17 protein-coding genes and 1 riboswitch are annotated in these 17,720 nt (G+C 62.6%); of the genes, 7 read left to right on the top strand and 10 right to left on the bottom strand.

Features of this window, described 5'->3' with window-relative positions:
• The first annotated feature begins 212 nt into the window (after nucleotides 1-212).
• Both JAO85_RS20155 and JAO85_RS20150 read left to right on the top strand, forming a co-directional pair.
• Entirely contained in the window at nucleotides 213-1,475 is a 1,263-nt protein-coding gene (locus JAO85_RS20155; protein ID WP_202788848.1) for a CaiB/BaiF CoA-transferase family protein, read from the top strand.
• A 112-nt stretch (nucleotides 1,476-1,587) separates the two neighbouring features.
• The gene (locus JAO85_RS20150) at nucleotides 1,588-2,556 is read left to right on the top strand and encodes a tripartite tricarboxylate transporter substrate binding protein BugE (RefSeq protein ID WP_012839441.1); all 969 of its coding nucleotides are present in this window, start codon (nucleotides 1,588-1,590) and stop codon (nucleotides 2,554-2,556) included.
• Between the two features lie 121 nt (nucleotides 2,557-2,677).
• On the opposite strand, the gene JAO85_RS20145 is transcribed toward JAO85_RS20150, so the two are convergent.
• From JAO85_RS20145 to JAO85_RS20135, 3 genes are all read right to left on the bottom strand, one after another.
• Complete coding sequence (locus tag JAO85_RS20145) at nucleotides 2,678-3,727, bottom strand: porin (RefSeq protein ID WP_202788847.1); 1,050 nt, start codon at nucleotides 3,725-3,727, stop codon at nucleotides 2,678-2,680.
• A gap of 71 nt (nucleotides 3,728-3,798) precedes the next feature.
• The gene (locus JAO85_RS20140; protein WP_039049084.1) at nucleotides 3,799-5,007 is read right to left on the bottom strand and encodes a sugar transporter; all 1,209 of its coding nucleotides are present in this window, start codon (nucleotides 5,005-5,007) and stop codon (nucleotides 3,799-3,801) included.
• 129 nt (nucleotides 5,008-5,136) lie between these two features.
• The gene (locus JAO85_RS20135; RefSeq protein ID WP_012839444.1) at nucleotides 5,137-5,796 is read right to left on the bottom strand and encodes an NAD(P)-dependent oxidoreductase; all 660 of its coding nucleotides are present in this window, start codon (nucleotides 5,794-5,796) and stop codon (nucleotides 5,137-5,139) included.
• Nucleotides 5,797-5,903: 107 nt separating this feature from the next.
• On the opposite strand from JAO85_RS20135, the gene JAO85_RS20130 reads away from it, so the two are divergent.
• Nucleotides 5,904-6,815 (top strand): LysR family transcriptional regulator, encoded by a 912-nt coding sequence (locus tag JAO85_RS20130; protein WP_039049083.1) that lies wholly within the window; start codon nucleotides 5,904-5,906, stop codon nucleotides 6,813-6,815.
• 149 nt (nucleotides 6,816-6,964) lie between these two features.
• On the opposite strand, the gene JAO85_RS20125 is transcribed toward JAO85_RS20130, so the two are convergent.
• Together JAO85_RS20125 and JAO85_RS20120 are read right to left on the bottom strand one after the other, a co-directional pair.
• Nucleotides 6,965-8,101, bottom strand: a complete 1,137-nt coding sequence (locus JAO85_RS20125; protein WP_003069075.1) for a branched-chain amino acid ABC transporter substrate-binding protein — start codon at nucleotides 8,099-8,101, stop codon at nucleotides 6,965-6,967.
• Between the two features lie 240 nt (nucleotides 8,102-8,341).
• Entirely contained in the window at nucleotides 8,342-8,884 is a 543-nt protein-coding gene (locus JAO85_RS20120; RefSeq protein WP_003069072.1) for a 6,7-dimethyl-8-ribityllumazine synthase, read from the bottom strand.
• A gap of 90 nt (nucleotides 8,885-8,974) precedes the next feature.
• A riboswitch (FMN riboswitch) is annotated at nucleotides 8,975-9,143 on the bottom strand.
• A gap of 247 nt (nucleotides 9,144-9,390) precedes the next feature.
• On the opposite strand from JAO85_RS20120, the gene JAO85_RS20115 reads away from it, so the two are divergent.
• Nucleotides 9,391-9,981, top strand: a complete 591-nt coding sequence (locus JAO85_RS20115) for a hypothetical protein (RefSeq protein ID WP_202788846.1) — start codon at nucleotides 9,391-9,393, stop codon at nucleotides 9,979-9,981.
• 87 nt (nucleotides 9,982-10,068) lie between these two features.
• Nucleotides 10,069-10,752, top strand: a complete 684-nt coding sequence (locus JAO85_RS20110; RefSeq protein ID WP_202788845.1) for a DUF4124 domain-containing protein — start codon at nucleotides 10,069-10,071, stop codon at nucleotides 10,750-10,752.
• A gap of 119 nt (nucleotides 10,753-10,871) precedes the next feature.
• On the opposite strand, the gene JAO85_RS20105 is transcribed toward JAO85_RS20110, so the two are convergent.
• Nucleotides 10,872-11,819 (bottom strand): SDR family oxidoreductase, encoded by a 948-nt coding sequence (locus JAO85_RS20105; protein ID WP_202788844.1) that lies wholly within the window; start codon nucleotides 11,817-11,819, stop codon nucleotides 10,872-10,874.
• Nucleotides 11,820-11,928: 109 nt separating this feature from the next.
• Here JAO85_RS20105 and JAO85_RS20100 point away from each other — a divergent pair, with 109 nt between their 5' ends.
• Complete coding sequence (locus JAO85_RS20100; protein WP_039049080.1) at nucleotides 11,929-12,975, top strand: CDP-6-deoxy-delta-3,4-glucoseen reductase; 1,047 nt, start codon at nucleotides 11,929-11,931, stop codon at nucleotides 12,973-12,975.
• A gap of 120 nt (nucleotides 12,976-13,095) precedes the next feature.
• Complete coding sequence (locus JAO85_RS20095; RefSeq protein ID WP_012839449.1) at nucleotides 13,096-14,064, top strand: tripartite tricarboxylate transporter substrate binding protein; 969 nt, start codon at nucleotides 13,096-13,098, stop codon at nucleotides 14,062-14,064.
• Between the two features lie 112 nt (nucleotides 14,065-14,176).
• On the opposite strand, the gene folK is transcribed toward JAO85_RS20095, so the two are convergent.
• Genes folK through hda form a run of 4 tightly spaced genes read right to left on the bottom strand, consistent with a single transcriptional unit; the run spans nucleotide 14,177 to nucleotide 17,701 of the window.
• On the bottom strand, nucleotides 14,177-14,689 hold the full coding sequence (folK, locus tag JAO85_RS20090; protein ID WP_039049079.1) for a 2-amino-4-hydroxy-6-hydroxymethyldihydropteridine diphosphokinase: 513 nt from the start codon (nucleotides 14,687-14,689) through the stop codon (nucleotides 14,177-14,179).
• Nucleotides 14,682-16,247: a polynucleotide adenylyltransferase PcnB gene (pcnB, locus tag JAO85_RS20085; protein ID WP_202788843.1), complete on the bottom strand. Its 1,566-nt coding sequence runs from the start codon at nucleotides 16,245-16,247 to the stop codon at nucleotides 14,682-14,684. Before pcnB ends, folK begins: the two co-directional genes overlap by 8 nt.
• The gene (locus tag JAO85_RS20080; protein WP_202788842.1) at nucleotides 16,244-16,945 is read right to left on the bottom strand and encodes an HAD family phosphatase; all 702 of its coding nucleotides are present in this window, start codon (nucleotides 16,943-16,945) and stop codon (nucleotides 16,244-16,246) included. The genes pcnB and JAO85_RS20080 overlap by 4 nt, the downstream gene beginning before the upstream one ends.
• A 57-nt stretch (nucleotides 16,946-17,002) precedes the next feature.
• Entirely contained in the window at nucleotides 17,003-17,701 is a 699-nt protein-coding gene (gene hda / locus JAO85_RS20075; protein WP_003070849.1) for a DnaA regulatory inactivator Hda, read from the bottom strand.
• Between the last annotated feature and the right edge of the window lie 19 nt (nucleotides 17,702-17,720).

The raw sequence follows: 17,720 nt of genomic DNA, 5'->3' as shown, positions 1-17,720 counted from the left end.
ACGGCAGCTTCGCCGCGAGGCGGCTCTTGCTTGCTGCCTTTGCCGTGGGGCGATGGCAGAGATTCGAGCCTCTTTTTCGCTATCTATTTATTAGCTTCCACCGCTTGATTCGTATGAGTTTTGAATAGTTTTTACATCAAAACTCATACCAATAAAGCGCAAGACGCTTCTGTTTTCATAGTTCCCTTACCCGGTTTCTGGACACCTCCGACATGAACGCATCGACAAGCACTTCCACGGGCGCACTGGCAGGTATCAAGGTGCTGGATCTGTCGCGCGTGCTGGCGGGCCCCTGGGCCACTCAGATGCTGGCCGATCTGGGGGCCGATGTGGTCAAGGTGGAGCGCCCGGTTGCCGGCGACGATACGCGCCACTGGGGCCCTCCATTCCTCAGGGACGATGCGGGCAACGACACGCGCGAAGCCAGCTACTTCACGGCCTGCAACCGCAACAAGCGCAGCCTCACCGTGGACATGGCACACCCTGAGGGCCGGGCCCTGTTGCAGCGCATGGCGCAAGAGGCCGATGTGGTGGTAGAGAACTTCAAGACCGGGGGGCTCGCTCAATACGGTCTGGACTATGAGAGTCTCAAGGCGCTGAACCCGCGCCTGGTGTACTGCTCCATCACGGGTTTTGGCCAGGACGGCCCTTATGCCGAGCGCGCCGGCTATGACCTCATGGTGCAGGCCATGTGCGGCCTGATGAGCATCACCGGCCATGCAGATGGCGAACCCGGCGGAGGCCCTCTCAAGGTTGGCGTGGCCGTGATCGACGTGTTCACGGGGCTCTATGCCAGCAATGCCATCCTGGCTGCACTCAACGCCCGCGACAATGCGAGAAACGGCACGGGCCAGGGCCAGTACATCGATATGGCGCTGCTGGACGTGGGCATGGCCGTGCTGGCCAACCAGGCTGCAGGCTTTCTGGCCACCGGCCAGGCGCCGAGCCGCGCCGGCAACATCCACCCCAGCTTGGCGCCATATCAGGACTTTCCGACATTGGACGGCAATGTGCTGCTGGCCATAGGCAATGACGGTCAGTTCGCGCGCTTTTGCGCAGCCATCGGCCAGGACGGCTGGGCCCTGGATGCACGCTTTGCCACCAATACCGCCCGTGTACAGAACCGTGCGGCACTGCTGGAGTTGATGAAGCCACAGATGCTTCAGCGCAGCACGGCTGACTGGATTGCGCTGCTGGAAGACAAAGCCGTGCCATGCGGCCCCATCAACACCATTGCCCAGGCCTTTGAAGACCCCCAGGTCAAGGCACGCGGCATTCAGCAAAGCTTGCCGCGCAACGCCAGTGACGGCATTGGCCGTATCGCCACCGTCGCCAACCCCATACGTCTGTCGGCCACGCCGGTGACTTACCGCAACGCCCCGCCAGCCCTCGGCCAGCACACCGATGAGGTGCTGCGCGAATTCGGACTTGATGACAACGCCATTGCTGCGTTGCATGAGCAAGGAGTGGTTTGAGGCCTTCACGGCCAAAGCAAACTCCTGACAACAAAAGAGGGCCCAAGCCCCGAAAACCGCAGGCAACTTCACCAGAGATGCACTGCCAATCACACTTTCCAAGGAGACATTGATGTTCAAGTTCACAGCCACCGTTCTGGCTGCCATGGCTTTTTGCGGCGCTGCACAGGCACAAAGCGCCTATCCCAACAAGCCCATCCGCCTGCTGGTTCCCTTTGCCGCCGGCGGCACGACCGACCTGATCGCCCGCATCATTGCCGAGCCGCTGAGCCGCGAACTGGGCCAGTCCGTGGTGGTGGAAAACAAGGGCGGCGGCGGCGGCAGCATCGGTGCCTCCGAAACCGCCCGCGCTGCGCCCGATGGCTACAACCTCGGCATTGCCACCGTGTCCACTACGGCGACCAACCCGGCCATCAACCCCAAGATTCCCTACAACGTGGCCACCGACTTCACGCCCATCGTGAACATTGCGGCCACGCCCAACATCATTGCGGCCAATCCCAAGTTTGCCGGCAAGGACTACAAGAGCTTCCTGGCCGAGATCAAGAACCATCCCGCCAAGTACTCCTACGCATCGCCCGGCCTGGGCTCCATCACCCACCTGATGATGGAAATGTTCAAGCTGGAAACCAAGACCGAGATGACCCACGTTCCCTACCGTGGCTCCGGCCCTGCGCTGAACGACACCGTGGCCGGCCAGGTGCCGCTGATTTTCGACAACCTGCCCTCCACCCTGCCCTTTGTGAAGGAAAAGCGCCTCACAGCCCTGGTCGTCGCCGCCCCTCAGCGCGTGGCCGCCCTGCCTGATGTGCCCACCTTCAAGGAAATCGGTCTGCCCCAGGTCAACCGCATGGCGTACTACGGCATCGTCGGCCCCAAGAACCTGCCCAAGGAGGTCGTGGCCAAGATCAATGCCGCCGTGCGCAAGGCCGTGCAGGACCCCAACGTGAAAAAGCGCATCGAGGAAAGCGGCTCCATCATCATGGCCGACACCCCCGAAGCCTTTGCCAAGCAGATGGCCGAAGAACTGGCCGTCTACAAGAACGTGGTGCAAAAGCAGAACCTGAAGATGGACGAATAAGCGTCTGCTGCACATGAAAAAAGCCCTCGCCGGCACATACCGGCGAGGGCTTTTTCTTTGCCCCGCCTCATGCACAAGCCGGGTGCCCATGCATGAAACTGGTGCAACACAAGATCTGTTCTCAGAAACGGTGACGGATGCCCACCAGGGCGCTGGTGCCGGACTTGTTGGGAATGTCCATGCTCACGCGGTCATACATGGCCACGGCATAGACGTCGGTGCGCTTGGACAGGAAATGGTCGTAGCCCAGGCTGACGGTGGTGCGTGTGCCGCTGACATTGCCCACTTCCGACTTGGTGCGTGCAGCCGCTGCCTTGAAGGTTCCAGGCGTTCCGCTGACAGGAATATCCAGACCCAGCGAGTAGGTGGTATTCTCGCGGTCCTGGGCGTCGATCCTGGCCTGGCCGTATGTGGCATAGAGCTTGGCCACGCTGAAGTCATAGCTGCCGCCCACCATCCAGTTGCTCTTGGTCGGCATCACCGCCAGCGATACCGGATTGCTGATCTGCGCACGCTCGTAGAACGCAGTCAGGCTCAGCGGTCCGCCCGAGTACATCAGGTTCAGGCCCACATTCTTCTTGCCCTTGTTGCCGCTGCTGGTCTGCTCGCCGAACTGGTAATGCACATTGGCCCTGAGACCGCCGAAGCTGGGCGTGGAATACAGGATCTGGTTGCTCCAGCCAGTGTTGGAGGCCGTGGTCAGGCTGTCCGCTCCCCAGGCCGCGGTCGTCATATTGGCATGCAGCACCAGCGGCGAGACCGTGAAGGAGTCGCCAAACGGATTGGTCAGCACCGTGGGCAGAAAGTTCGGTGCCAGGCCACGACCCAGGCTCACACGACCAAAGCTGCCAGCCAGACCCACATTGGCATCACGCGAGAAAAAGGGGTCGGCATCAAAGCGGCCGGGGGTACCGGTATCGGCACGAAAAAAGCTGGTGATATTGAAGTCGGCCTTGAGACCTCCGCCCAGATCCTCCACGCCCTTCACACCCCACCAGGAAGTGGTCAGACCGCCGGAGCCGACCGAGGCCACGCGTTCTTGCCCTGCCAGCTTCATGGAGCCCGCATAGCTATCAATGGTGCCAGTGAGCTGCACGGAACTCTGGGCCTGAGCCGACAGGCTGGCCGCAGCCAGGGCGATGGTGGTGAAGGTAGCGGCAAACGCTTTCATGGGTGGTTTCCTCTCTAAAAAGTTTGAGACAAACCACCCATGCAAGAGTCAGGCCAGTTTTGTATACAAAACTAGGACTTCAAACGGAAGCTGTCGGCCAGCTTGAGCATCATGAACAACCAGAGCGCGCCGCCCATGGCAATCAGCAGGCCGCCCACCAGGCCGATATGCGTCATGCCCCATTGCTGGCTGACGATGCTGCCCAGCAGTGCGCCGCCGCCAATGCCGATATTGAAAATGCCCGAGAACATGGACATTGCCACATCGGTGGCATCGGGCGCCAGATTCAGCACCTTGGACTGCATGGACAGCGCAAAGCAGATCATGGCGATGCCCCAGACCGAGCTTTGCAGATACAGGCTCCAGACATGCGTGCTGCTCATGACCAGCAGCAACAGGCTCAGCGCCAGCACGCCGATGGACGCCAGCAGAAAGCCGCGCGGAAAGCGCAGACCGAACCAGCCGAACAGCACGCTGCCCACAATACCCATGCCGCCATACAGCAGCAGCACGGCCGTGGTCACATCGCCGGCGTGGCCGGCGATGTCCTGCACAAAGGGCTCGATATAGCTATACGCCGTGAACTGGCCGGTAATCACCACCACCAGCAGCGCATAGATGCCGACCAGGGCCGGGCGCCTGAACAGCATGGGCACACTGGACAGGGAGCCTGCGTTCTCGCTGGGCAGCCGAGGCAAGAGCTTGCCCAGCACCAGCATCACCGCCGCCGCCACCGCGCCAATGGCCAGAAACGTCATGCGCCAGCCCAGCCATTCACCCACGATGCGGCCCAGCGGAATGCCCAGCACCATGGCCACGGAAGTACCCGTGGCCAGCAGGCTCAGCGCCATGGCCTTCTTGCCCGGAGGCGCCACCCGCACGGCCAGCGAGGCCGTGATGGACCAGAACACCGCATGCGACAGCGCAATGCCGATGCGGCTGATGACCAGGGACGCATAGCTCCAGGCCACGCCCGAGAGCAGATGGCTGAGCACGAACACCGCAAACACGCCCATCAGCAGCTTGCGCCTCTCCACATTGCGCGTGAGCAGCATGAAGGGCAGCGAGGCCAGCGCCACCACCCAGGCGTATATAGTGAGCATCAGCCCCACCTGCTCCACCTGCATGTCAAAGCTGGCGCCAATGCTGCTGAGCAGACCGACCGGCACGAACTCGCTGGTGTTGAAGACAAAAGCACCCAGCGCCAGCGCAATCACGCTGAGCCAGGCCTGGGTGGGAGATCGGGTCGATTCGATAGGGGCAGTCAAGGTTTCTGTCATGCAATCAAGGCGTGCAGGCGTCTGGCGCCGCAAAACCCGAAATTGTGCGCTTGCAGCATGACAGCAGACAGACGGCCCGGCCTTGCCCCATCAATCAATGGGGTCGGACCGGGCGACGGCAGGGCTTGATCAATACGCGACGGTGAAACGAGCCTTGACGTGTTCGTTCCTGTCCAGGGCATCGACCAATGCCACGGCCAGGTCCTGAACCGAAATATCGCCGGGCTGGCCGTCGGCCTGCACCAAAGGTTCGTCCTTGCCTGTACGGTAGTGACCGGTACGGCCCCTGGACTGCGCATCGGAGCCGCCATGGAAGCCCACGGCCGGGCTCAGCATGGTCCAGTCCAGAGCAGCCTCCTTTTGCAGCTCGGCAAACATGTCGCGTGCCGCCGAGGCGCCGGGCTTGATGAAGGCCGGAAAATCGGGCGAATCCACCAGTTGCTGACCATTCACATACAGGCTGCCGGCTCCGCCCACGACCAGATAACGCTTGATGCCCGCAGCCTTGACACCTTGCACGATGGCGCGCGATCCCTGCATGAAATCGTCATAGATATTGGGATTGCTCCAGCCTGCGTTATAGGCGCTGACCACCGCATCGCAGCCGGTCACGGCGCGCTGTACCTCGTCGGCCTTGAGCACATCGGCCTTGACGAACTGCACATGTTCGCGCGCTGCAGCGGCCTCGGGCTTGCGTACCAGGGCCACGACTTCGTGACCGCGACGCAGCAACTCATCCAGCAACCCGGCACCGACAAAACCCGTGGCGCCAATCAATGCAACTTTCATGGAAAACTCCTTGTATCTTCAACAGGGCTAAAGATTAATCGCCATTAATCGCGAGAAAAACCCCTTTCAGCCACCATGACCTTGAAGCAGCACTTCAAAATAGCCTCATGGAAGATTTCAGACGCATGGCCATTTTTGCCGCCGTGGTGGAGCGCGGCAGCATGAGCGCGGCTGCCCGCCAGCTCGACATGACGCCCTCGGCCGTCAGCCAGCATATCCGTCAGCTGGAACACGATGCTGGCCTGACGCTGCTGCACCGCTCCACGCGCCAACTGACGCTGACCGATGCCGGCCAGCGCTTCTACATCCAGTGCGCAGCCATGTGCGAGGCCGCCAGCCGGGCGCGCGCCGAGTTGGCTGCCGAGCATCAGCGGCCCAGCGGCGAACTGCGTCTGGCTGCCCCGGCCGGCTTTACCCAGCATGCGGCCCCGGCGCTGGGCCGATGGTTGGCCATGCATCCTGAGCTGCGGCTGCGCCTGCTCATGGATGACGCTCCCATAGACCTGATCCAGGCGCGCGTGGATCTGGCGCTGCGCTTCGGCAATCTGCAGGACTCCAGCTGGGTGGCCCGTCATCTGGGACGCAGCGCCACCCTGCTCTGCGCCTCGCCGCATTGGATCAAGGCCCACGGCAGCACGCCTCGACACCCCAGCGAGCTGGCACAGCTGCCCTGGCTGGAAATGAGCCGCAGTGACGACGCCCAGGCCGACTTTCTGTGGCGTCAGCAGGGCACGGCGCAGGAGTACCGGCTGCAGGTGCGACCGCTCATGGTAAGCAACCATCGCAGCGCGGTGCAGCAGTTCTGTGAAGCGGGTCTGGGGCTTGCCCTGCTTTCTGCCCATGACGTGGCGGCAAGTCTGGAGACGGGCAGCCTGGTGCGCCTGCTGCCTGATTGGGATATGGGCATGCTGGACATCTGGGCCGTCACCGCCAGCCGCGACAGCCTGCCCGCCAAGGTGCGCGAGGCCATCGAGGTGCTGCGCGAGTATTTCGCGCAGCTAGAGGGCATGCAGAACTAGCGCAATCCTTTCGCGTGCAACGCCCCAGCCAGCAGCCATCCATGCCTGCCTCCCCCCCAAAGACCGAAAGCAAAAAAGCCTGCAAATGCGAGGCATCCGCAGGCTTTGCAAAACAGGCCACACCACATGGCCTGGTGCACTCAAGGCAATCAGTTCAGATCGATAGGCGTCTTGTTGCCGTTCACATAGCGGCTCAGCGTATAGCTGGGGTTCTTCATCTCGCCATTCTTCTCGAACTGGATCTTGGAGGTCACACCCGAATAGTCGGACTTCTGCAGGAAGGGGATATAGACCTTGGGGTCCCATGAATTGGCACGCTTCATGGCGTCGGCCAGCAGCATGGTGCCGTCATAGAAGTAGGGGCTGTAGACCTGGAACTGGCCCGGATACTTGGCGTCATAGCGCTTCTTCCACTCCGTGCCGCCAGGCATCTTGGCAATGGAGGCTCCGCCATCGGCGCAGACCACGTTCTCCAGCGGCTTGGCGCCGGCAGCCACCTTGGCCAGCTCGGTCACGCAAATGCCGTCACCGCCAAACATCTTGACGTCGTTCATGCCCAGCTGGGCCATCTGACGCAGCATGGGGCCGGCCTGACCATACATGCCGCCGTAGAAGATGGCATCGGGCTTCTTGGCCTTGATGGAGGTCAGAATGGCCATGAAGTCCGTGGCCTTGTCGTTGGTGAACTCGTTGGCCACGATCTTGATGCCATGCTTTGCGGCATCCTTCTTGAACACATTGGCCAGGCCCTGGCCATAGGCCGTGCGGTCGTCGATCACGGCCACATTCTTGAGCTTGAGATTCTTGGCCGCATAGCTAGCCAGCGCCGCGCCCAGGGCGTTGTCGTTGGCAATCACGCGGTAGGTGGTGTTCCAGCCGGGCTTGGTCAGATCGGGATTGGTCGCAGCGCCCGTGATCATGGGAATGCCGCAGTCCTGGAACACCTTGGAAGAAGGAATCGCCACACCGGAGTTCACAAAGGCCACTGCACCGGCCACCTTGTCATCGCACAGTTTTTGCGAAGCCGCCGTGCCCTGCTTGGGATCGGCCACATCGTCCTCGGCCACCAGCACGAACTTGACCTTCTTGCCTCCGATTTCCATGGCCTTGGCGTTCAGGTCCTCAATGGCCATGCGCACGCCGTTTTCATCGTCCTTGCCGAAGTGAGCCTGAGGGCCGGAGGTCGGGCCGATATGACCGATCTTGATGATCTGCTCCTGGGCCATCACGCCCCCAGCCATACCAGCTACGACTGTCGCGATACACAACTTGCCAAAATTCTTCATTGCGCACTCCACTCGGTTGAGACAAGACGCAACCTTATGCCCCGCGACAGGCAATTGGCAATGAGGCAATCACATAGGTGCAGCGAGTGCTACACCGGCACAACAATCAGTGTTTTCAGGGATCGGCAAGCGCCCCGGGCTGTGCTGGAAAAACCCGCCGCAAGCCCTTGCTCGCGAAATGGCAGCAGCGCCAAAGAAAAACGCCCCAGACTGGGGCGTTCCTTCATTGACACCTGCCGCTCAGGCAGCCTTGGCCTGCAGCAGAGCATCCACCTTGGCATGCTGGTCCAGCGTGCTCAGGCAGGCATGGGCCACTTCCACACCCTTCTTCACGAAGTGCTGGCGGAAGAACTCCACATGATCACCATGCTCGTGAAAATCGCGCGGCGTCAGCACGGCGGAGAACACGGGCACTTCGGAGTCCATCTGCACACGCATCAGGCCGTCGATCACGGCCGTGGTCACGAATTCATGACGATAGATGCCGCCGTTGACGATCAGTGCCGTGGCGATCACTGCATCGAAACGACCGCTTTGCGCCAGCTTCTTGGCCAGCAGCGGGATTTCAAAGGCACCGGGCACGCTGAAATGCGTGATGTTGCCGGCCTGCACGCCCTGTGCCAGGAGTTCGGCCTGAGCGGCATCGCGGGCCTGATAGACCACTTCGGTGTGCCAGCTGGCGCTGATGATGGCAATGCGGCTGCGGCCGGCCACAGCCTTCCAGGGCGTACCTTCGGAAGTCGCGTGAGTGGCAAAGTTCATGGAGATGGGGGTCTGATTCATGGTGGTATTTCCAGAAAATTCCAATGAATCAGGGCGTGCGCTGATACACCCGCCCATGCGGCAGCGATAGCTGCATCACGGACCGATGCTGCGCGATCTCTTTCATCCGGACTATGACCGTCGGCTCTGGCATCTCACCAGATCTGCTGACCCTGCAGCCTCTGGCGAGACTGCAGGCGCTCGCGGGCTGCTGCAGTCAATGCAAGGCATTGCCGCAGATACCGCCGGTGGGGAATTGCACCCCGCCCTGAGAACGCTGCTTTGCAGTGAACCGGAATTCACCGCAAGACGAAGTCATTCTAGCGACGCTTTGGCAGCGCTTTTGACAAAAGGGTCACTATGGCGTCAATCTGAAAAATCAAGGAAAAACCATCCTTAACGAGCGTCCACAAAGCCAAACGAGCTCTCATTTAATGAGCATACAACGTAGCGAAGTCAACCTGGAATAGCCGCCGGACGTTAAGAGCACAGGGCATTGCGCCCACCCACACCTCACCAGACACGCCATGAAACCATCCCTGCAGTCATTGATGTCCACCTCCACGCGCTGGGCCAGCATGGGGGCTTTGGCCGTGCTGTGCACTGCCTGCGCGGTTCCCGGCGAGTACGACTCCGGCTATGGCGGCGGCTACGGTGGCAGCTATGGCTCCACCACCATCTACAGCACCCAGCCCGCTTATCCCGCCTATCCGGTCTACCAGGGTCAGGACAGCAATGACTGGGCATGGCGCGAGCGTGAGCGCCGTCAATGGGAGCGCCAGCGCGAGCTGGAACGCGAGCGCGCCCAGAACATGCGCGATCGCGAGCAATGGCAGCGTCAGATGGAGCGCGACCGGGACCAGCAGCGCCGCGAATGGGATCGTCAGCAATCCCAGAATCGCCGCGATCAGGACCAGATACGCCGCCAGCAGGAGCGCGAACAACAACAGCAGTCGCAGCAGCGCGAGCGTGACCGCATGCAGGCCGAACGTGATCGCCAGCAACAGGCCCGCGACCGCCAGCAGCAAGACCGCGAACGTGAGCGCGATCAGCGCCAGCAGCAACGCCAGCGCGAAGGTCAGCAGCAAGGCTTTCCTCCTCGCGGTGACTGGCGCTGACCGGACGCTGCGGCACGGCACCGCTTCTGCTTTTCTTGCCGCCACTTCATAATTTGCAGGCACTCAAACGCCTTTGAAGGAGCGGTCATGCCAGAGCCCCTATCTCCCGCCGTCACCATGCGCAAGCTGCCGCTGGGCTTGCTGCTGGGCTGGGTGCTGATCGCAGGCACGGCCCAGGCTCAGGTCATGCGCTGTGTCGATGCCAAGACCGGCGAGGTGACCTATACCAATGGCCGCTGCATCTCGGGCGAAATGAGCACACAGATTCAGGCTGCGCAAAGCGCCGAGGAAATTGCGGCCGAGCGTGCCAATGCCAGCCAGGCGCGGGAACGCAGCAAGGCCCAGATGGCGCGCGACGAAGCCCAGCGCCGCCAGCGTGAAGAGCAGGAGCGCAAGGAACGCGAGGCCGCCGAGAAAGCCCAGGCCCGGGCCGGTGCCAATCTGGAAAACACGCCCGCCTGCCGCCAGGCCCGCGAGCGCTACAACGCCATACTGGCCGAAGCCAGCCCCGACCCGGCCACCTGGGGTGAGCGCAGCCAGGCGGCTCAGGCCCAGATGGAGATGAGCTGCCTGGGCGCAGCCGCCTACCAGCAGTTGCAGCAAAGCCGGGCACTGCAGCCCAATGCCATCAACCGCCCGCAGTGGGGCTATGGCTATCCCAACCGCTACCCGCCGGCACGTCCCACGCCATCGCAGCCGCCCGCCAAGATCGTCAACTGCAATGTCTTTCGCTGCTATGACAACCGCGGCGGCGTGCATCCGATACCGTAATCCCCCTGAGGCGCTGTGCGCCTTCCCCCAGGGGGCGACAGCTTCGCTGCGCGGCGGCGCTTGCTTGCCGCCCATTGCCTGGCCACGCGAATTTTTGAGGATCGTGCTCTGTGCTTTGCCTAGCTTTGCAGGCCCTCGGTCACCGTGGGATAGCGCAGCCTGAGCCGCAATTCGTGCTTGAGCCGCTGATTCGACAGCCGCCGCGACTCGCTCATGAAACTCAGCAGACTCGCCGGCAGTTCTGTCTGCGCCTGCTTGCGCGAAATGCGCGGCGGCCTGGCCAGGCCGTAGAGATCGGCCGCCAGATCGAAGTAATCTCCCATCTTCAACTGCGTGTCGTCGCTCGCGTGATAGATGCGCTGCGGCTTGCCGCGCCACAGCGCAAGCAGGCAAGCACGTGCCAGATCGTCGGCATGAATATGATTGGTATAGACGTCGTCCTCGGACTGCAGCACGGCCGTGCCACGCTGCAGCCGGGCGCGGGGCGTACCGCCCTCACGATCAGGTGCGTAGATGCCGGGAATGCGCAATATGCTGGCCCGCAGACCCAAGCGCCCTGCAAAGCGCACTGCAAGCTCGGCATTCACGCGGCGCTGAGCTCTGGCAGTCGTCGGCGCGACGGACCGGGTTTCGGCCACCCACTGCCCCTCGCAGTCGCCATAGACCCCCGAAGTCGATGCATAGACCAGACTGCGCGGCAGGCTGCGCAGGCGCAGTGCCCGCATGAGAGCCGTGGTGCGGGAGTCCAGCCACGAGCATTCATCCCCGGCAGCCGGTGCCTGAGGCGGCGCCAGGTGCAGCACCCGCGTCGCAATGCCTGCCAGCCTGCGCAGGCTTGCCGGATCATCCAGATCCCCCCACAAGGGCCTCACGGCATGGGCATGCAGTTGCTCGGCCCGACCTGGGCTGCGGCTCAAAGCCAGTACCTGAATGCCGTGCCTGCCACGGCCTGAAGCGACCAACAATCGGGCCACGCGCTGACCCACATCGCCGTGGCCGACGATCAATAAGCGTTCACGACGAAAGCGCGCTGGCAGCGCGCCCAATGGGCTTTGGTTTGAAGGCAAAATCGGGACCTGCTGCGTACAAGATCTAAGGAGCCACTGGCGTTGCTGCGACAGCAGCAGCGCCGACAAAAAGGCTGCCGGATACGCCTTCAAGGATAACCAAAACGTCATGACCGAGATTGCCCACGCTTCGTTTGAAATTACCGTCCAGCCCAGCGGACGTGCTTTTGCCACTCAGGGCGCTGAAACCATTCTGGCCGCGGCCATTCGCACCGGCGTCGGCCTGCCCTATGGCTGCAAGGACGGTGCTTGCGGCTCCTGCAAGTGCAAGAAGCTCAGCGGCGAAGTCAGCCACGGTACGCACTCGGACAAGGCTCTGACAGCCGAAGAAGAAGCCGGCGGCTATGTGCTGACCTGCTGCGCCACGCCCCACAGCGATGTGGTGCTGGAGTCGCGCCAGGTCACGGACGCCAGCTCCTTCCCCATCAAGAAGATGCCCGTGCGCGTGGCCGCTCTCGAGAAGAAGTCGCATGACGTGATGCAGGTGCGCCTGCAGTTGCCGGCCAGCGAGAAGTTCCGCTACCACGCCGGCCAGTATGTGGAGTTCATCCTGCGCGACGGTGCCCGCCGAGCCTATTCCATGGCCACCGCGCCCCATGTGCAGGAGACTGCACCCGGCATCGAGCTGCATATCCGTCACATGGAAGGCGGCAAGTTCACCGATCATGTCTTCGGCGGCATGAGGGAAAAGGAAATTCTGCGTGTGGAGGGCCCGTTCGGCAGCTTCTTCCTGCGCGAGGACTCGGACAAGCCCATCATCCTGCTCGCCTCGGGCACGGGCTTTGCCCCTATCAAGGCACTGATCGAGCATATGCGCCACAAGGGCATCAACCGCCCCGTCACGCTGTACTGGGGTGGCCGCCGCCCCACCGACCTGTATGACGCCAGCTGGATTGCCGAGCACACGGCCGCCATGCCCCAATTCAGGTATGTGCCCGTGATCTCCGATGCCCTGGCCGAGGATGCCTGGACGGGCCGTACCGGTTTTGTCCACCAGGCCGTGCTGGACGACTTTGCCGACCTGTCTGGCTACCAGGTCTATGCCTGCGGTGCTCCCATCGTCGTGGACTCGGCCCGCGCCGCTTATACCAGCGAACGCGCGCTACCTGCCGAAGAGTTCTACGCCGACGCCTTTACCTCCGAAGCGGACAAGTAAGAACGCTGTTTTGCGCAAACCCCGATGCACTCCATGCCGCATCAGGGTTTACGCGCAATTTTCTTGCACAAGTAACCGCCAGTTCCGGAGCCGCTGCAATTTTTTGCACAATAGAGCTCTATGAACCGTAGAAACAGCCTTCTCTCGGTCATGGCGGCCGTTGCTGCCTTGGCCTCTCCCCTCTCCCAGGCCCAAGAACCCATCCGTCTGATCGTGCCCTATGCGCCCGGTGGTCCGCTGGACATCACCTCCCGCGCGCTGGCAGAGCGAGTGCGCGATTCCCTGGGCGTCGTCATCATCGACAACAAGGCCGGCGCTGGCGGCAACATCGGCGCCGACGCCATTGCCAAGGCACAGCCCGACGGCCTGACCATAGGCCTGGCCGCCACGGCCACCCATGCCGTCAACCCCTGGCTCTACACCAAGATGCCTTATGACGCGGGCAAGGACTTTGCCGGCATCACCCAGATGGTGCGCGTGCCCAATGTGCTGGTGATGAATGCCGCCAAGGCCGAGCAACTCAAGATCCATAGCGTGGCCGATCTGATCGCCTACGCCAAGAGCCATCCCGGCAAGCTCAACTACGGCAGCGGCGGCAATGGCTCCGCTGGCCATCTGGCGGGCGAGATGCTCAAGCAAAAGGCCGGCATCTTTGCGCTGCACGTTCCCTACCGTGGCGCCAACCCCGCCCAGTTGGCCTTGCTGTCCGGCGAGGTGGACTTCAATATCGACAACCTGGCTGCGGCCGCGCCCAATATCAAGAGCGGCAAGCTGGTGGCTCTGGCTGTGACTTCGCTCAATGCCTCGCCACTGCTGCCCGGCGTGCCCGCGCTGTCCAAGAGCTACCCCGGTTTTGCCATCGACACCTGGTGGGGACTGGTTGCCCCGGCCGGCACCCCCAAGCCCGTGCTGGACAAGCTGAGCAAGGCCTTCAATGATGCTCTGCAAGCACCGGAAACCAAGACCCGCTTCAACGCCCTGATGGCCGAACCCGTGGGCTCCACGCCCGCCGAATTCGACAAGTTCATGGCTGCCGAGCGCGCCAAGTACCAGCCCATCGTCAAGGCCTCCGGAGCCAAGGTCGACTGACGAGTCCTGGCACTGATAAAAAAGCCCCGGCAGCCTGACGGCTCCGGGGCTTTTTTAGTTAGTTCAGCCTCAATCGCTTGCCAGGCAAGCGCGAGAAGCTATCAAATCTAAACTACGCTGACTGCTCTATCCACCAGCCCTGGGCCAGGCTGCGCTCTATGCCCTGGTCTGCCACTGCCTGTAGTTGTTCAGCACTCACGCAGCCGGGCGCAATTTCGGCCAGCGGCAGCAGCACAAAGGCACGCTGCCACATGCGCGGGTGGGGAAGGGTCAGCTCGGTAGCATCCGAGTGCCGGTCGCCCCATAGCTCGATATCCAGATCCAGCGTGCGCGGTGCATTGCGGTAGGGGCGCTCGCGTCCGGCCTGCAGCTCGATCGCCTGCAGCGCATGCAGCAGATCCAGCGGCTCCTGCCCGGTGCGCAGCAACGCCACCGCATTCAGATAGTCAGGCCCGGACGAATCAATGGGTTTGCTGCTGTAGAGCGAGGACACGGCCAACAGCTCGGTCCGGGCCAGCCCGGCCATCGCCGCCACGGCCCAGGACAGGGTCCGGCGTGCATCGCCGAGGTTGGCCCCGAGACCGACCGCAACCGTGTCGGCCGCCAGCGCCACCGGTTTATTCATTACCACCGGCGACCGAAGCAGCACCGGCGGATGGTTTGCGGCGACGGCGACGGCGCTTTTTGGGCGCGGCGGCATCGCCTTCTGAGGCCACCTGATCCAGCGGGCTGTCCTGCTCGCCTTCGGCTTTTTTCTTGGTCACGCGATGCACCTTGGGCGCCGTTTGCTGCTGGGCACGCTGGCGGGCGCGCTGTTCGTCGCGGGCCTGGGCAATCAGATCATCGCGCTGGGCATCATCGGCCTGTTGGAACTCCTGCCACCAGCTGGCCAGGCTTTCCTCGACCTCGCCGATATCGGCACGCAGGCGCATGAAGTCAAAGCCGGCGCGGAAGCGCGGCTGCGCCACCATGGAGTGCGGGGTGGCTCCGGTGCGCTTGTCAAAGCGCGGCTGCATGACCCAGATCTCGCGCATATCGGCAGCCAGCTTGCCCCGGCCCGAGACATCGCCGATACGCTGATCGAACACCTCGTCAATCGACTCCTGCAGCGCAGGGAAAGGGTGATAGCTCTTGGCCAGACGCTTTTCCCAGCCCTGCTTGACGTCCTGCCACAGCACGCAGGCCAGCAGGAAGCTGGGCGCCACGGGCTTGCCTTCGGCCACGCGGCGGTCGGTATCCATCAGTGCTGCCTGCACGAAGGGATGGTCGGCGCGCTCCATGACCACGTCCAGCAGCGGATAGATGCCGCGCGACAGGCCCAGTTCCTTGAGCTGTGCCACCGAAGCCAGCGCGTGACCGGTCTGCAGCAGCTTGAGCATTTCGTCGAACAAGCGGCTTTGCGGCACTTCCTGCAGCAGCGGCTCGCACTCGACCAGAGGCTTGGCGGTCTTGGCTTCGAGCTTGAAGCCCTTGCCGCTGAGCTTGGCGGCAAAGCGCACGGCACGAATGATGCGCACCGGGTCTTCGCGGTAGCGCGTGGCCGGATCGCCGATCATGCGCAGCACCTTCTTCTTGGCGTCCGCAATGCCGCCGTGATAGTCGACCACGATCTGTGTCTCGGGGTCGTAGTACATGGCGTTGATGGTGAAGTCGCGGCGCGTGGCATCCTGGTCCTGCGGGCCCCAGACGTTGTCACGCAGCACGCGGCCGCTGGCATCCACGGCATGCTTCAGCCCAGCCAGCTGATTCTTGCTGGTACGTTCATTGCCGCTGACCTGCTCGGCCGCGCTGTTGTCAAGAAAGGCACGGAAGGTCGACACCTCGATGACTTCGTTTTCGCGGCCACGGCCATAGACCACGTGCACGATGCGAAAACGCTTGCCGATGATGAAGGCGCGGCGAAACAGGTTCTTGACCTGCTCGGGCGTGGCATCGGTGGCCACGTCGAAGTCCTTGGGACGCAGACCCAGCAGCAGGTCGCGCACGGCGCCGCCGACGATATAGGCCTCGTGGCCCGAGCGCTTGAGGGTCTGCACCACATCGATGGCGCGACGGTCCACCAGATTCGGGTCTATGCCATGCACCTGAACCGGCACTTCCTCACGCTTGCCGAACTTGGGCTTGCGCGAGCGGGGGGCTGCGGGCGCCTTGCCCAGCAGCTTGTCAATAATGGTCTTGATCATGGTGCTTCGCTAAATAGGTCCACGATGCGCCAGCCGCGTTCCTCGGCCAGGGCACGCAAGCGCGCATCGGGGTTGGTGGCCACCGGGTGATCCACTTTTTCAAGCAGCGGCACATCGTTCATGGAGTCGCTGTAGAAGGTCGCCTCGACGTCCTCCCATCGCAGGCCGCGCTGGGCCAGCCATTCGGTCATGCGCACGACCTTGCCCTCGCGCATATTGGGAGTGCCGGCGATCTCGCCGGTGAACCAGCCGCTGCCATCACGCACCAGCTCGGTCGCCAGCAGATGCTGCACGCCAAAGGCCTGGGCGATGGGACGCGTCACAAACTCGTTGGTGGCCGAAGTGATGACCACGGTATCGCCCGCATCCAGGTGCTGCTGCACCAATGCCAGGGCGGCAGGCTTCATGGCGGGGCGAATCACTTCGTCCATGAAACGCTGGTGCGCAGCCGTGGCCGCAGCCTCGCCGCGCTGAACCACGGCAGCCGTGGCAAAGCGCACATAGTCGGGAATGTTGAGACGACCGGCCAGATAGTCGTCAAAAAAAGCATCGTTCTGGCGCCCGAACTCCTCGCGGTCACACCAGCCGATGGCGATGGAGAACTCGCCCCAGCCATGGTCGGAGTCCAGCGGTAGCAGCGTATGGTCCAGGTCAAACAGGGCCAGCCTGGGCTTGATAGCCAATTCAGAAGTCGACATTCAAATCCAACAAAAAATGCTGTGGCATGGCCAAAGCGGGGAGCGTGACCGGGGGCCTCACTCGGTTTCCAGCATGGTCTTGAGCAGCGGGATGGTGATGGCGCGCTTGTTGCGCAAGGCAAAACCGTCCAGCATGTCCAGCAGCTGCATCAGCGAGCCCAGATCGCGCGAAAAGCGTCTGAGCATGTAATCCATCACTTCGTCGCTCAGAAACACGCCACGGGCATCGGCTTCCTGACGCAGCACGGCACGTCGTGCCGACTCGTCGAGCAGATGCAGCTGATAGACATGACCCCAGCCAAGACGGGTGCGCAAGTCCTCACGCATCTTGAGATCGGCGACTGGCAGCTGGCCCGCAGCCAGCACCCAGCGCGGCAGGCCGGTGGCGGGACTGGTGGCATTCACAAACCAGTTGAAGGCACGCGCCTGCTGGAACGGTGTGTAGATATCCACATCGTCCATGAGCACGGCGGCCCAGCGCTCGTCGAACTCGGGCGGGAATGGCGTGGATGCATCCATCCAGCCCACCATCGCGCCTTGCTCGCGCAAAGCTTCTCGCACCGCCTTGAGCAAATGACTCTTGCCGGACCCGGCCTCTCCCCAGAGATAGGTGGGCACCGGCGTGCGCGACTGCTGCAGCTGACCATCGCCCACCCAGTGACGCAGATGATCGATCAGCGCAGCATTGGGGCCGACGAAGAAACGCGCGAGCGTCGGGCCGGGCGCCATGCTGATATCCAGAGCCAGCTGCTTCATCTGCGACATACGCGCAGCG

Source organism: Comamonas sp. NyZ500 (genome assembly GCF_016772095.1).
Classification (GTDB): domain Bacteria; phylum Pseudomonadota; class Gammaproteobacteria; order Burkholderiales; family Burkholderiaceae_C; genus Comamonas; species Comamonas thiooxydans.
The sequence above is the reverse complement of the archived record's forward strand: the minus strand, read 5'-3'. Positions and strand labels throughout refer to the sequence as shown.

Coding starts and splice junctions, on each gene's coding strand:
- hda (WP_003070849.1), bottom strand. CDS start 17,701: ATGAAGCAGCTGGCTCTGGATATCAGCATGGCGCCCGGCCCGACGCTC.
- JAO85_RS20140 (WP_039049084.1), bottom strand. CDS start 5,007: ATGACAGAAACCTTGACTGCCCCTATCGAATCGACCCGATCTCCCACC.
- pcnB (WP_202788843.1), bottom strand. CDS start 16,247: ATGATCAAGACCATTATTGACAAGCTGCTGGGCAAGGCGCCCGCAGCC.
- JAO85_RS20080 (WP_202788842.1), bottom strand. CDS start 16,945: ATGTCGACTTCTGAATTGGCTATCAAGCCCAGGCTGGCCCTGTTTGAC.
- JAO85_RS20125 (WP_003069075.1), bottom strand. CDS start 8,101: ATGAAGAATTTTGGCAAGTTGTGTATCGCGACAGTCGTAGCTGGTATG.
- JAO85_RS20100 (WP_039049080.1), top strand. CDS start 11,929: ATGACCGAGATTGCCCACGCTTCGTTTGAAATTACCGTCCAGCCCAGC.
- JAO85_RS20115 (WP_202788846.1), top strand. CDS start 9,391: ATGAAACCATCCCTGCAGTCATTGATGTCCACCTCCACGCGCTGGGCC.
- JAO85_RS20110 (WP_202788845.1), top strand. CDS start 10,069: ATGCCAGAGCCCCTATCTCCCGCCGTCACCATGCGCAAGCTGCCGCTG.
- JAO85_RS20150 (WP_012839441.1), top strand. CDS start 1,588: ATGTTCAAGTTCACAGCCACCGTTCTGGCTGCCATGGCTTTTTGCGGC.
- JAO85_RS20155 (WP_202788848.1), top strand. CDS start 213: ATGAACGCATCGACAAGCACTTCCACGGGCGCACTGGCAGGTATCAAG.
- JAO85_RS20120 (WP_003069072.1), bottom strand. CDS start 8,884: ATGAATCAGACCCCCATCTCCATGAACTTTGCCACTCACGCGACTTCC.
- folK (WP_039049079.1), bottom strand. CDS start 14,689: ATGAATAAACCGGTGGCGCTGGCGGCCGACACGGTTGCGGTCGGTCTC.
- JAO85_RS20095 (WP_012839449.1), top strand. CDS start 13,096: ATGAACCGTAGAAACAGCCTTCTCTCGGTCATGGCGGCCGTTGCTGCC.
- JAO85_RS20130 (WP_039049083.1), top strand. CDS start 5,904: ATGGAAGATTTCAGACGCATGGCCATTTTTGCCGCCGTGGTGGAGCGC.
- JAO85_RS20135 (WP_012839444.1), bottom strand. CDS start 5,796: ATGAAAGTTGCATTGATTGGCGCCACGGGTTTTGTCGGTGCCGGGTTG.
- JAO85_RS20145 (WP_202788847.1), bottom strand. CDS start 3,727: ATGAAAGCGTTTGCCGCTACCTTCACCACCATCGCCCTGGCTGCGGCC.